Below are 14,040 nucleotides of genomic sequence, written 5' to 3'. Positions count from 1 at the left end.
ATTTAGTGCTATTTTAATGTGAAAATCGCTAAATATCGCTCTGAGATTAGATTCATCTGGCTCAGGCGTGATGTTAGCAGTCAGGGCTTTGTGTTTCACTGACTAGGGTAAGGCTTGACGCATAAAAGCAATCTATTACGGAACGTATGCGGAGGTTAAATGTCAATATCTGAAGCTGTTAACAGCAAGGATACTTCCCTCAAAAGTATTGAGGAACGTTTGCAAATACAGCGTTTGGTGGCAGCAACTCGAATAGTTGCATCTATTGCCGGGAGTGATATCGTCAAGGGATTAACTCAAATTCCTAAATCTTTACCTCCTTATTACTTTTATGATGACCGTGGTTCTGAGCTATTTGAGCAAATCTGTGAGTTACCAGAATATTACCTCACACGCACGGAAACGGCGATTTTACAGCAGTGTGCTGGTGAAATTGCCAAAATTACTGGTGCTTGTGAATTAGTGGAACTGGGCAGTGGTAGTTCTACCAAAACCCGGATTTTACTAGATGCTTATCGGCAGTTAGGCTATCCTCTGCGTTATCTACCTATAGATGTTAGTGCAGGGATGTTGGAAAGTAGCGCCAGACAGTTACTCCAAGAATATCCCTCACTGGAAGTTTACGCCCTAGCCGGAACTTATGAATTAGCTTTGGCACAACTCCCACCCACTCAGTCACCAAGTCGGATGATTGGTTTTATTGGTAGTTCTTTAGGCAATCTTAATGCCCAAGAATGTGATATTTTCTTTTCCCAAATTACCAATGCTTTACAAGTGGGTGAGTATTTCTTGTTGGGGATAGACTTACACAAGCCAAAACATATTTTAGAGCCAGCTTATGATGACAGCCAAGGAGTTACCGCAGCGTTTAACCTCAATATGCTGGAGCATTTGAATCTGCGTTTTGAGGGGAACTTTGACACGACACAATTTGAACATTGGGCGTTTTATAACGAGACTCAACGTCAGATTGAGATGCACTTAAAAAGTATGCGATCGCAAACTGTACAATTAAAATCTCTCAATCTCACTGTCAACTTTGCCCCTGGTGAAACTATTCTCACCGAAATCTCTCGCAAATTTGACCTCGACATCATCCAGCAACAACTCACTGCACAGGGTTTAGTCCCTATCCAAGCATGGACTGACTCTCATCAGTGGTTTGGTGTATTGTTGTGCCAATTGCAAAGATAAGTTGGAGAGGGAGTAGGGAGTGGGGAGTAGGGGAGTAGGGGAGGATGAGGAAGTGAGGGGAGTGGGGGAGCAGGGGAGCAGAGGAGCAGAGGAGAATACTAATATTTATCTAACCCAGTCCCAAATCCCAAATCCCCAATCCCCAGTCCCCAGTCCCCAGTCCCCAATCCCCAGTCCCCAGTCCCAAATCCCCAGTCCCCACCTAAAATCTCTCTTGCAGAAAACGAGTATACAAACTACAGATAGATTTTACCCTCAGAATTTTTTAGTATCATCAGCAACGACTGATGAGTGAGGGCAATTTCTCAACATGAATACAGAAACATCTGCACTGTTAAATCAGATGCAGAAGATGGTAAATAATTTCATTGTCTTGTTACCAAATATCTTCCTGGCGTTAATTGTTTTTGTATTATTTATATTTGTAGGTAGACAAATCAAACGCATAGTTAAACACTTGACTCGTCACCGCCGTTATGCGCGGAATCTGGGTATGGTGTTGGGAAGATTGGCACAAGGTGCTACGGTTTTAGTTGGGTTATTTGTCTCTTTATCTATTGTGATTCCCACACTCAGAGCCGGGGATTTGGTGCAGTTGTTGGGAATTAGTGGGGTAGCAATTGGTTTTGCATTTCGGGATATTCTGCAAAACTTTTTAGCGGGTATTTTAATTTTATTGACAGAACCTTTTCAAATTGATGATCAAATTGTTTTTAAAGGTTTTGAGGGGACAGTAGAAAATATTGAAACACGGGCTACCACTATTAGAACTTATGATGGTCGTCGGATTGTCATCCCCAATTCTGAGTTATTTACTAATTCCGTGACTGTAAATACTGCCTTTGAGCATCGGCGATTGGAATATGATGTTGGTGTGGGCTATGGGGATGATTTAGAGCAGACAAAGCAGTTGATGCTGGAAGCTATACATAGTGTAGATGTAGTTTTAAAAGAGCCAGCCCCGGATGTATTGGTAATGGAACTGGCGGAAAGTACGGTAAATATTCGTGCTAGGTGGTGGGTTAAACCACCTTTTAGGTTAGATGCACTAGAGTCACGAGATAAAGTCATCTCTGCAATCAAGGAAAAACTGTATGTGGAACATGGCATAGATTTACCGTATCCTACCAGACAAATTTTATTCCATGACCAAACCGAAGAAACAGACGGCGATCGCTCCCGTCAACGTGAAGGATGGCCTGCGGGTAAGAAAGAAGTTCCCAAACCACGCAGTATTAGCGGTTCGCTGCGACGGTTGGCTGAGGGGGGTAACGGTAAAGTAGACACTCCAGCAGCCAAGGAAGAGTCATGAATAACGTGCAGTTGAGAAAGTTATGGGATGCACTTCATTCTAGCTACTGGTTTTTACCCAGCTTGATGGTTTTGATGGCGATCGCTTTATCATTTATTATGCTCACCCTTGATCGCTCCATTGGGTTTGGGGATTGGAGTTTAATTTATACAGGCGGCCCCGATGGTGCCAGAGAGGTACTTTCAGCTATCGCCAGCTCGATGGTAAGTGTAGCAGCTACAGCTTTCTCAATTACCATTGTGGCACTGCAACTAGCGGCTGCTAACTTTGGCCCCCGATTACTCCGCAATTTTATGCAGGACACAGGTAATCAAGTGGTATTAGGTACATTTATTGCTACCTTTATTTACTGCTTACTGGTACTGCGAACTATCTACGGTGAGGACTATAACCCGTTTGTACCTCATTTGTCTGTGACATTTGGTATTGTGCTAGCCATCTTTAGTATTGGGGTGTTAATTTACTTCATCCATCACGCCTCAACAATCATTCAAGCTTCCCATGTGATTCAGAGTGTGAGTGAGGATTTAAACAAAGCCATTGATCGTTTGTTCCCCGAAAAAATTGGCATAAGTCCACCACCAAACCCACAACACACAGAAATACTTCCCGAAGATTTTGAGTCCTTGGCTAGTCCCATTGGTGCTAAACGCAATGGTTATCTGCAATTTATCGATGACGAACAATTACTAAAAATTGCCCGTAAAAATAATCTACTACTACGGATAGAGTTACGTCCAGGAAAGTTTGTGATTGAAGATAGCATTCTCGTCATGGCTTTCCCACGGAAACGCGTCAATCAAAAAATCATCGATGAAATCAACAAAGCTTTTATCTTGGGTAAAGAACGCACCGAACAGCAAGATGTAGAGTTTCCGGTGAATCAGTTGGTAGAAATAGCCTTGCGTGCGCTGTCTCCGGGAATTAACGATCCTTTTACGGCTATCCGGTGCGTTGATAGATTGTGCGCGGGGATGTGTTATTTAGTCCAAAGAAAACTTCCTTCACCCTATCGTTACGATCGCGATCGCCAATTACGCATCATCGCTGAACCCGTCACCTTTGCTGGAATTATGGATGATGCTTTCAACCCCATTCGCCAATATGCCCGTAGTGATGCAGCCGTGACAATTCATCTTTTAGAAGCGATCGCCCGTATTGCCCAGTATACCCACAATCCCGAATACTTAGCCGTCCTCCGCCGTCATGCTGACATGATTGAACGGGGAGGAAAAGAGGGATTACCAGAACCACGAGATCGCCAAGACTTGCAAGAAAAATATCTCAGCGTCATTCAAGCCGTAGAGCAAAATCGTTGGATTTCAATGTAGGTGCAATCATGTTTACTTTAAACTGGCAAGGATATCGCATCGCCGCTTGGGTTGGACAAGCACTATTAACAATCGCAGTTATAGCCGCAGCTATGCAAGCAAATTGGCTGAATGCTTTGGGTTTATTCTGCTTTTTAGCAGCTTCCTTCGTATTTGTAATTCGAGATGACAGACTACCAACCTTGTTTGATTTTCTCTTTGTATTAGCAGCATTGCTAAACGCTATCGGCTGGGTTTGGGGACTATTTGGGATGCCAGGACTCTATGATGAAATAGTCCATGCTTTTACTAGCTTTGCGATCGCCTTAGCACTGAGTTTTTTAGTGTATAGACCAATGCTAGGGATATTTCGTCAACATCGTGTTTTATACTTATTAACAATTACCAGTTTTGGCCTTGCGATCGGTGCTTTGTGGGAAATTTGCGAATGGACGGCTGGTCAAATTTTGGCAATAGAAGTAATTGAAAGCCTAGATGATACAATCATTGATCTAATCATGGATACTTTAGGATCTGCACTAGCTGCTGTCACTAGCCTTTGGGCTTTACAGCAATGGACACCCTACAATATTCACTCTGGACAAAGATTCAATTAAAAATGTCAGACGATACATTGGCAATGTCAGACGATACATTAGACATCTCCAAAAAAGAATGTAGAGACGTTCCATGGAACGTCTCTACAAGGTTTCTGGAAAACGCATATTTAATTTCTGGAGATGTCTATTGGCAATGTTAGGCGATACATTAACAATGTCAGACGATACATTAACAATGTTAGGCGATACATTGGCAATGTCAGACGATACATTGGCAATGTTAGGCGATACATTAACAATGTCAGACGATACATTGGCAATGTCAGGCGATACATTGGCAATGTCGATGCAGCAACTTGTGTGTACACTGTAGCCTTTTTAAGGGGGGTAGGGGGGATCAATAAGTCTCCAAAATCACAGCCAAGAACTTTTCAAACAACCTCTTAAAGTTGATTCTTGGCTTTGAGTTGCAGATATCTTTCCACTAACTGATCGCTAATTTGATTAGCTGGCGCATCTAATACCAACACACCTTTTTGTTTTAACTTAGCAAAGGCAACTTGACGCTGTGCTAATAAATCTAAAGCTACTGCACGGGTGTAAGCTTGTGTCACATTATCAGTAAAAGTATGCGCTAAATCATCCACTTTGGGATCTCTCAAGGTGACACAAAACGGTAGATAGCGGGGTGCTAGCCGTGTCAATGCTGCGAGGAGTTCAGTAGAAGCGGTGACATCAACTAAGTCTGTAATAATTACCACCAACGATCGCCTAGTTTGTTTCTGGACTACATGAGTCACTGCGCCTAAGTAATCTGATTCTAATAATACTGGTTGAATTGGGGTTAAACGGTCGATGAGTTGATTTAAATGATGTTGTCCCCGTTCCGGTGGCATCCATGTGTGCATTTGGTTATCAAATACACCCACACCCACGCGATCGCCTCGGTGTAATCCCGCTAAGGCAAGAGATAAGGTAGCATTCAAACCCCAGTCAAAGCGTTGCAAACCCTGAACTCTTGCCGTCATTAACCGCCCCCGGTCTAGTAAAATCAATAAGGTTTGTTCCTGTTCCGGTTCTAGCACCCGCACCAAAGGCGGTGTATTACCATGTGTCCCCACCCGCCTAGCTGTAGCTTTCCAATCAATCAAGCGCAAATCATCACCAGTGCGATAGTTCCGCAGTTCGGCGAATTCTGTACCAATACCTAATTGCTGGGATTGGCGGATAGAACCAGATGATTGTAATGTCAGACGGATGGAGAGCGATCGCAATCCGATTAAATCAGGATAAACTTTAGCGGTGGTAGCGTGGCGAATCTGCCAATCATCCCAAGCTAAACCCCAAGGGCTTAATTGTCTGACTTGAATATTCCCCCAATTAAACTCACCGCGCTGTTTGGGGTAGACGGTGTAGGTTAATTCTTGGGTAGTGTTGGCAGCAACAGTAGTATTTAGTGTAGGTGTGGATACGCCAAAATCGGCCGGGTAATAGTCGCGGATTTGAATGATGGCGTTAGTTTTCTCGGATGTAATTGCCAGTATCACCGGATTATCGCGCCCAATAGAAAAGCGGGATGGTAACTGGCGAGTGATTTGCACCCGCAGAGGCTGCACACGCAAACCATCGACAACCATCAAAGCTAAGACAGCGATATCAAAGATGAGAGCGATCGCAATGCTAGCGGGGATACCGATGAAGAGGGATAATAGGGGAGCGATCGCTAAACCCAACAGTAATAATAAGTAAACTCGTTTAGCTGCAACCATAGATTTTTTTGTAAAACTCGATTATATCTGCCATTGGGGAAGGGGTATATGGGAAAGAATTTAACAATCTTCTGATAAATGAGTAATGAGTAGTGAGTAGTGAGTAGTGAGTAATGAGTAATGAGTAATGAGTAATACCCATTACTTATTACTCATTACTTCAAAATTAAAGACAGTTGGAGTCTGGGATTTAAACCTTGAATTTACGATAAATTAACTTGAGGTGTTTTGGATTCCATCTGATCAATATGAATATTCGGGTTGCTGAAGAATTGGATATTCCTGCACTAGCAGAACTTTATCAAACAACCGTGTTAGCGATCACCTACGGTGGGGCGTAGCCCATCGCACCTCAGCAATATTCTCAAGCTCAAACCCAAATGTGGGCATCCTTTTCATCTGACACTGCTGGGTTTCAACAGTTCATCTTAAAACCCACCACATTTATAGCTACCGATGAAACGGGAATTTTAGGTTTTGCAGGTATTGCTGAAGATGGTCATGTCACCTCAGCTTATGTCAGAAGCGATCGCATTCGTCAAGGTATTGGTTCTACTTTAATGCAGAAAATTTTAGAATATGCCCACAGTCACAAAATCCAGCGTTTATATGCAGAAGCTAGTGAATTTAGCCTAGGCTTATTTCAAAAATTTGGCTTTCACATCTACGATATTGAAATTGTAGACCGTCAGGGGGTAAAGTTTAGCCGCTATTTGGTAGAGCGAAATTGATTCATTCACGAGTATCAAATACTCATCGACAAAGCAAAAATACTCATTAACGGAGTTCAAATACTCATCAACGGAGTAAACATACTCATTAACGGAGTTCAAATACTCATCAACGGAGTAAACATACTCGTTCACCGAGTTCAAATACTCATTAACGGAGTTCAAATACTCATCGACGAAGCAAAAATACTCGTGAACGAGTATCAAAGACTCATTAACGAAACAAAAATACTCATTAACGGAGTTCAAAGACTCACAAAGCTAAAAATTACGAATTACGTTAGCGTAGCGGGGCGCAGCCCATTACGAATTATTCCGGCGCAAAGTTTCCAAATTATTCCGCACAGTGATTGTATTAGGATGATTTGCCCCTAACTGTTGTTCCAAAATTGCCAAAGCCTCGACATACAAAGGTTCGGCTTCGCTGTAACTACCCTGGGAATCGTAGAGTGAAGCCAAATTGTTGAGGCTAGTTGCCACATCAGGGTGTTCATCTCCCAGCAGACGTTTTCTCATCGCCAAAGCCTCGACATACAAAGGTTCGGCTTCGCTGTAACTACCCTGGGAATCGTAGAGTGAAGCCAAATTGTTGAGGCTAGCTGCCACATCAGGGTGTTCATCTCCCAGCAGACGTTTTCTCATCGCCAAAGCCTCGACATACAAAGGTTCGGCTTCGCTGTAACTACCCTGGGAATCGTAGAGTGAAGCCAAATTGTTGAGGCTAGTTGCTACATCAGGGTGTTCATCTCCCAGTAAGCGTTTTGTCATCGTCAAAGCCTCGACATACAGAGGTTCGGCTTCGCTGTACCTACCCTGGGAATCGTAGAGTAGTGCCAAATTGTTGAGGCTAGTTGCTACATCAGGGTGTTCATCTCCCAGTAAGCGTTTTCTCATTGCCAAAGCCTCGACGTACAAAGGTTCGGCTTCGCTGTACCTGCCCTGGGAATCGTAGAGTAGTGCCAAATTGTTGAGGCTAGTTGCCACAGAGGGGTGTTCATCTCCCAGCAGACGTTTTCTCATCGCCAAAGCCTCGACATACAAAGGTTCGGCTTCGCTGTACCTACCCTGGGAATCGTAGAGTGAAGCTAAATTGTTGAGGCTAGTTGCCACAGAGGGGTGTTCATCTCCCAGCAGACGTTTTCTCATCGCCAAAGCCTCGACATACAAAGGTTCGGCTTCGCTGTACCTGCCCTGGGAACGGTAGAGGTAAGCCAAATTGTTGAGGCTAGTTGCCACAGAGGGGTGTTCATCTCCCAGCAGGCGTTTTGTCATCGCCAAAGCCTCGACATACAAAGGTTCGGCTTTGCTGTACCTGCCCTGGGAACGGTAGAGTGAAGCCAAATTGTTGAGGCTAGTTGCCACATCGGGGTGTTCATCTCCCAGCAGACGTTTTTTCATTGTCAAAGCCTCGATATACAAAGGTTTGGCTTTGCTGTACCTGCCCTGGGAATCGTAGAGTAGTGCCAAATTGTTCAGGCTAACTGCCACATCGGGGTGTTCATTCCCCAGCAGACGTTTTCTCATCGTCAAAGCCTCGACGTACAAAGGTTCGGCTTCGCTGTACCTGCCCTGGGAACGGTAGAGTGAAGCCAAATTGTTGAGGCTAGTTGCCACATCGGGGTGTTCATCCCCAAAGCGTTCTCTAGTAGCTGATAAACATTTTTTCCGCCAAGGTAAAGCTTGCTCGTAAGCTCCTTGCCCTTGGTAAAATCTACCCAAGCCTGCAAAAGGCCAGATTAATTGATCATTACTTAACCAAGCTTGGTAAATTGTGGCTACTTCCTCAATGTGAGGCATAGCCAAAGTTGCTTGAGCAATTTCTATCAATGTCGGTGTCTGTGGAATCTTCTTGGCAACTGCCACCATCGCCTGACAAAAGCCCTGCTTGAGTTCATCAACTTCCGCTAACTCTTCTAACTTCTGCCGCAATAATTCCTGAATGCGTTCGTGAATTTGGTAAGTTTCCTCTGCCAACTCTTGCAGTAAATAACGCTCAATTAAAATACTGCGGTTAGCTTTCAGGTCAAATTCTAAATTACTAGCACTCGCTGCTGATTCTACCAAAGACCAAGGAATAGGGGCTAAAGCAAACAAACTCAACAAACAAGCTAACTTTTGCGCCTCTGGTTCTAAGCACTCCCAATTCAAATCAAAGGCAGCTGCTACACCAGACTCACCTGTTGCTGCTTGCTTTTGTTGTAGCCTTGCAAGGATGTCTTTTAACATAACACTCTCCTTGGTTCTCGGCTGTATGCTGCCACTTGGTACAACCCAATCGGTATATTACCCACAAACTGACAAAGTTTTTGGGCAAATTCTAATTCCTTTTCAACTCTGTCGCATCCCAATAGCTGTGTTAGTAATTCTAAGGCTGCATCTGGTGACAATTCACCTAACGGCAGAGAGGGATAAGTCAAGCCTGTATTTATACGAGTCGTGATTAACACCTTAAACCGAGAACCTTTAGCTGGTAGATAGTCTTTAATGTGCTGCCAATCTTTAACATCATCAAACACTAATAAAACTTTGCCTGCTTGCCAATTCCGCCAGCAATAAGCCACCTTACCATTCAGACTTAATTCCTGGGGAGGATTAAAGTTAGGAAAATTCACCATACCAAACTCTACTAACTGTGTTCCTAATTCAGTACCTTGGGGATTCAACCAGCAACACCCGCCAGGATAATCTTCTAAATGTTGCCATGAGTATTGAATGGCTAACTCTGTTTTACCTACGCCACCTTGTCCAGTTTCATCAGAAATTACAACGACATCATTTAGCTGTAATAGCTGGTGCAGTTTTTCTAATTGGTTATCTCTACCAACAAATTTAATGGCGTTACTCTGTTGAATATTGTGGGGGATATCAAAAGGATTGTAATGATATTTCTCTTGATCTCCATCCCCATTACGGTAATAAAAATAAGTAGGGAGTTGTTTTTTATCTAAAGTTTGAAATTGCTGCTTAACTTGTTCCGCAACTGCCAACATATTCGGCGGAAAGCTGCCATTCGCTTGTGCTAACGCCTCCCTCACTGCTTGGGAAAAATACCCCGTTTTCTCTGCCGTGTTTACCTTAGCTGTTTCTCCCTCCCGCGCCGCCAGTAACACAAACTGCTGACTATCCGTTCTTGGCTTCCCACTCGGAAAGATTCTTCCCCCTAAATTAGTTGGTCTTCCGTGGGTTTCCAAGAAATAATTAGCACAGGCATCAATAATACAGACGTGATGACGAATGCCAAACCTATCAGAACCCAATAACAGCAGTAAAGAATTTAAATCTAAATTTAGCCAACTCTGTTGAGTCGCATCAGCACAAATCAACCTGCGTTCTCGTTCCGCAGAAATCAAACCATGCCCAGCCCAAAAAATGTAGAGTAAATCACCCGACTGTTGAGAGAGAAAGTTAGTCACAATATCATAGAGATTTTGTTCTGTCGCTAACTCTACCCTTAACTCACATTCCCCAAGCAAGTGATCATTTTCTACCAATGACGACAAACACAGCCGAATATTCTCCTGTGGCACACCACACCCACACAACCACCGCGCAAACCTCAGCGCATCATGGACTTGTCCCCCTCCAAGTACATTCCATTGAGATTCGTGATATTTTTCAATCCCCACCACCAACCCATAAGTACGTTCCGGTTTAGCCATCAACTGCATAATGACCAAAACCTTAATATTAAGTACAGCATTTCATTCATAGCTAATTCTTTGCGTACCTCTGCGTTTACCTCCGCGCCCCTTAGCGTTTCAATTACATCATCGCAACCTCGCAAAAATCGCCTCCCAAGTTGTAGCATTCGTCCAATAAGCACTGTGAGAACGGGGGAATGGCTGTTGACTATTTACCTCTACATCCTGAACATTAGGAAAAATTCTACTACCCACGTAGCTGAGGAAATCCCGCAAATCATAAATATTTAACCATTCCGGGAAATATTCCGGCAGTGGTTGACCATACTCTAAACTGTACAAGGCGTTAATCTCATATAAAAACGGAGCTTGAGAACCCACAGTAACTAATAATTCCACCTGAGACAGTGGTTGCTGCACCAGCAAATCTACACAAGCAATACCCCCTAAACTATGGGCAAGTAACACTACTGGCGGTTCAGCTTGGGCAATTTGTTCTTGGATAAAAGCCCGAATTTTCTCGCCCCGTGTCTGATACAACAAAATATCAGAGGGCATTGGTGAAACCTTATCTGTAACAGCACCCCGTCTGCGCTTAACATAATTGGTTCCCAGGTGCAGCAATGGTTGTAATAACCACCTACGCAAACCTAACTCCGCTTCTGCTAAATCTAAAACTAGCAATTCCACAACCTTGTCACGCAATTGTGCATCGGTGAGTATAGGCACAAATCTTTGCTGTTGTTCACAAATCAACATTGCTTGAGCGACAATTGCCCTAGCTACAACTGCCACATACTCATTGAAATCAGATTCGCTGAGTGTGGGTAAAACTTCCTCATAAGCCTGAGAGTGAATCACTGCTGCTCGCGCTTCCCCAAACACATCAGCAATTCCCGCTTGGGACAATTCCGCTTCGAGTTCGGCGGTAGGGGTGAAATCTTGCAGTCGTGACTGTAACCTATCTGCGGGTTGCTCTCCAAAAGGATTGAGGCTGCGTTGTTCAATCGATTTTAAAGACAGCGATCGCAATTCATATAAAGGATCACGGTATAATTCCCCCCACAGGACAATATCTGCGTCTTCTGTTTGTGTCTCTTCTAAACCCAGCGTTGCATCATAGAAAGGTACTGATGCACCTTGAGCGTTTAACTTTGTGCCAAATAAATCACCCCACAGACAAGGCGCAACCATAACATCTGGGTTTTGGGCATGAATTTTCTGCTGAATTACCCGAAAAGTTTCCTCATATTCCCGTCCCCTTACCCCTGTGCCATGTACAAAGATGATGGTGGTCATAGTTATCTATAATTTATAGGGATTTAAGCCTAGAGCTTTCCCTATGTATTATTCACAACCACCCGCCAGGATGCAAGTTGATGATTTAGGTGTGAAGTTCAAAAGATGGGTGAGCGATCGCTGACCAGTAAGCGTCCTATGATGGAGTCAGGCTATTAAATCAGTTGGAGTATCAAGCATGGTTTCATCAGAATTACTTAACACGCTGCAAGGACTTAGCCGTGCTGAAAAACTGTATGTTGTGCAAGTGTTGATTTCTGAATTAGCCCAACAAGAAACTGACTTAATTAAACCAGAACAATCTTATCCCGTCTGGTCTCCTTATGATGCTTTTGAAGCAGCGAACACAATGCTAGAAGTTTTACAAGCCACAAAAAATCAAAACAATGTCTAATGTTGAGCAGTTCCCTTTTGTCAACGCTGATACAACATTAGGGGAAGTTGGGTTTCGCCCATATATGCCACTTGTACTTGCAAGCCAGCAATGCGCCATAACAACATCCGCCCTGTTAGATACAGGTGCAACAGTAAACGTATTACCCTATCCAATAGGTCTTGATCTCGGATATGTTTGGGAACGTCAGACAGCAACTTTAAACTTAACGGGAAATCTTGCTCAGTATGAGGCTCGTGTTGTTGTGATTCAAGCAACAGTTGGTAAATTTGAACCTGTGCAACTCGTATTTGCTTGGACAAAAGCTGTGCAAGTTCCCATGATTTTAGGGCAAGTAAATTTTTTCATGGAGTTTGACGTTTGTTTTTATCGCTCACAGCTATATTTTGCAGTCAGTCCAAAGAAGAAAGCCCCACAATAACTATGACAACAAGATGGAATTTGACTTTCACTAAACTGTACTAGCGTTCTACACTAAATATTATCCTTACTGCAAACCTGGATTCCTTCAGAGATACTGTCCATGCAACTCCTCAAAACAACCGACAACGATTTTGCCGTCAAGTTCAAAACACTGGTGAGCGATCGCCGGGAAGCAACGGTTGATGTTAGTGGTACAGTCAGAGATATCCTCGCCGATGTCAAAGGGCGGGGGGATGCGGCAGTTAAGGAATACACCAGTCGGTTTGACCATTTCAACCCGGAATCTTTACGTTTAAGTGCCATCTTCATTGCTGAACAAGCCGCTAAATGTCCGGCTGGAGTCAAAGCAGCCCTTGAACTCGCTGCTGAACGTATCAGTTCTTTCCACCACAAGCAATTACCCCAAGACATCGGCTACACCGACACCGTAGGCGTAAAACTCGGTTTAAATTGGGTGTCCCTTACCCAAGTCGGGATTTACGTCCCCGGAGGACGCGCCAGTTATCCTAGTTCTGTATTGATGAATGCCCTACCCGCCAAAATCGCCGGTGTGGAACGGATTGTGATGGCAGTACCTATGCCTCGCGGTGAAATTAATCCCGTTGTCTTGGCAGCTGCCCAAGTTGCGGGTGTGACAGAAATATATTGTATTGGTGGAGCGCAAGCAATAGCAGCCCTCGCCTATGGTACAGAAACTATTACCCCTGTAGATAAGATTGTCGGTCCCGGTAATGCCTACGTTGCAGAAGCCAAGCGTCAGGTATTCGGGACTGTGGGTATAGACAGTATCGCCGGCCCTTCAGAAATTTTGGTAGTAGCTGACGATAAAAACAACCCCGAATGGATAGCCTGGGATTTACTCTCCCAAGCAGAACACGACCCCAGCGCCCAGTCTATTTTAATTACCGACTCTGAAACCTTTGCCCAACAAGTCATCGCCGCAGTTGACCAAGTTATTCCTCAACTATCCACCCAAGCAGCCGCCAGCACCAGTTGGGAAAAGCATGGAGCAGTCATTATCGTCAATGATTTAGCAGACAGCATCCCCCTACTCAATCAACTAGCTCCCGAACACGTAGAATTGTGCGTAGACAATCCCCAATTACTAGCTAGCCAAATTAAATGCGCCGGCAGTATGTTTTTAGGACGCTACACCCCAGAAGCCATTGGCGATTATTTAGGCGGCCCCAATCATGTGCTACCTACTGCCCGTTCTGCCCGTTTTTCTTCTGGTTTAAGTGTTTACGACTTTATCAAGCGCATTACCTATTTAGAATGCAATCAAGCTGCATTGCAGGAAATCGGTCAAGCAGCGGTCACTTTAGCAGAAGCCGAAGGTTTACCCGCCCATGCTGGTAGTGTGGCTGTACGTTTGCAGTAAGTTTAGGAAAAGCAGAGGGGCAGAGG

Annotated in this window: 13 protein-coding genes; 8 read left to right on the top strand and 5 right to left on the bottom strand. The window is 44.1% G+C overall.

The genetic code is table 11. The features are described from left to right. The first annotated feature begins 159 nt into the window (after positions 1-159). From egtD to NOS7524_RS12945, 4 genes are all read left to right on the top strand, one after another. Positions 160-1,194 (top strand): L-histidine N(alpha)-methyltransferase, encoded by a 1,035-nt coding sequence (gene egtD / locus NOS7524_RS12965; protein ID WP_015138934.1) that lies wholly within the window; start codon positions 160-162, stop codon positions 1,192-1,194. A gap of 310 nt (positions 1,195-1,504) precedes the next feature. Beyond that, positions 1,505-2,506 (top strand): mechanosensitive ion channel family protein, encoded by a 1,002-nt coding sequence (locus NOS7524_RS12955; RefSeq protein ID WP_015138933.1) that lies wholly within the window; start codon positions 1,505-1,507, stop codon positions 2,504-2,506. After that, positions 2,503-3,837 (top strand): DUF2254 domain-containing protein, encoded by a 1,335-nt coding sequence (locus NOS7524_RS12950; RefSeq protein ID WP_015138932.1) that lies wholly within the window; start codon positions 2,503-2,505, stop codon positions 3,835-3,837. Before NOS7524_RS12955 ends, NOS7524_RS12950 begins: the two co-directional genes overlap by 4 nt. Before the next feature lie 8 nt (positions 3,838-3,845). Beyond that, positions 3,846-4,433: a hypothetical protein gene (locus tag NOS7524_RS12945; RefSeq protein ID WP_015138931.1), complete on the top strand. Its 588-nt coding sequence runs from the start codon at positions 3,846-3,848 to the stop codon at positions 4,431-4,433. A gap of 110 nt (positions 4,434-4,543) precedes the next feature. On the opposite strand, the gene NOS7524_RS29445 is transcribed toward NOS7524_RS12945, so the two are convergent. Both NOS7524_RS29445 and NOS7524_RS12935 read right to left on the bottom strand, forming a co-directional pair. After that, positions 4,544-4,744, bottom strand: a complete 201-nt coding sequence (locus tag NOS7524_RS29445; protein WP_144050865.1) for a hypothetical protein — start codon at positions 4,742-4,744, stop codon at positions 4,544-4,546. A 75-nt stretch (positions 4,745-4,819) separates the two neighbouring features. Next, the gene (locus NOS7524_RS12935) at positions 4,820-6,145 is read right to left on the bottom strand and encodes a DUF58 domain-containing protein (RefSeq protein WP_015138930.1); all 1,326 of its coding nucleotides are present in this window, start codon (positions 6,143-6,145) and stop codon (positions 4,820-4,822) included. A 344-nt stretch (positions 6,146-6,489) separates the two neighbouring features. Between NOS7524_RS12935 and NOS7524_RS12930 the strand changes: the two genes are divergently transcribed. Further along, positions 6,490-6,876, top strand: a complete 387-nt coding sequence (locus tag NOS7524_RS12930) for a GNAT family N-acetyltransferase (protein WP_268742007.1) — start codon at positions 6,490-6,492, stop codon at positions 6,874-6,876. A 303-nt stretch (positions 6,877-7,179) separates the two neighbouring features. Here NOS7524_RS12930 and NOS7524_RS12925 read toward each other — a convergent pair whose 3' ends face one another. The 3 genes from NOS7524_RS12925 to NOS7524_RS12915 form a co-directional block, all read right to left on the bottom strand. Next, positions 7,180-9,102, bottom strand: a complete 1,923-nt coding sequence (locus NOS7524_RS12925; protein WP_015138929.1) for a tetratricopeptide repeat protein — start codon at positions 9,100-9,102, stop codon at positions 7,180-7,182. Next, entirely contained in the window at positions 9,096-10,535 is a 1,440-nt protein-coding gene (locus NOS7524_RS12920; protein ID WP_235622431.1) for an NB-ARC domain-containing protein, read from the bottom strand. The genes NOS7524_RS12925 and NOS7524_RS12920 overlap by 7 nt, the downstream gene beginning before the upstream one ends. A gap of 108 nt (positions 10,536-10,643) precedes the next feature. Then, positions 10,644-11,816 carry a hypothetical protein gene (locus NOS7524_RS12915; RefSeq protein WP_015138927.1) on the bottom strand — a complete coding sequence of 391 codons (1,173 nt, stop codon included), beginning with the start codon at positions 11,814-11,816 and terminating at the stop codon, positions 10,644-10,646. A 178-nt stretch (positions 11,817-11,994) separates the two neighbouring features. On the opposite strand from NOS7524_RS12915, the gene NOS7524_RS12910 reads away from it, so the two are divergent. The 3 genes from NOS7524_RS12910 to hisD all read left to right on the top strand — a co-directional run bounded on the left by NOS7524_RS12910 (position 11,995) and on the right by hisD (position 14,014). Continuing rightward, the gene (locus NOS7524_RS12910) at positions 11,995-12,210 is read left to right on the top strand and encodes a hypothetical protein (protein WP_015138926.1); all 216 of its coding nucleotides are present in this window, start codon (positions 11,995-11,997) and stop codon (positions 12,208-12,210) included. After that, entirely contained in the window at positions 12,203-12,631 is a 429-nt protein-coding gene (locus NOS7524_RS12905; protein ID WP_015138925.1) for an aspartyl protease family protein, read from the top strand. The genes NOS7524_RS12910 and NOS7524_RS12905 overlap by 8 nt, the downstream gene beginning before the upstream one ends. A 102-nt stretch (positions 12,632-12,733) precedes the next feature. Continuing rightward, complete coding sequence (gene hisD, locus NOS7524_RS12900; protein ID WP_015138924.1) at positions 12,734-14,014, top strand: histidinol dehydrogenase; 1,281 nt, start codon at positions 12,734-12,736, stop codon at positions 14,012-14,014. Positions 14,015-14,040: the final 26 nt, after the last annotated feature.

The sequence above is a fragment of the Nostoc sp. PCC 7524 genome (assembly GCF_000316645.1).
In the GTDB taxonomy this organism is placed as follows: Bacteria; Cyanobacteriota; Cyanobacteriia; order Cyanobacteriales; family Nostocaceae; genus Trichormus.
The sequence above is the reverse complement of the archived record's forward strand: the minus strand, read 5'-3'. Positions and strand labels throughout refer to the sequence as shown.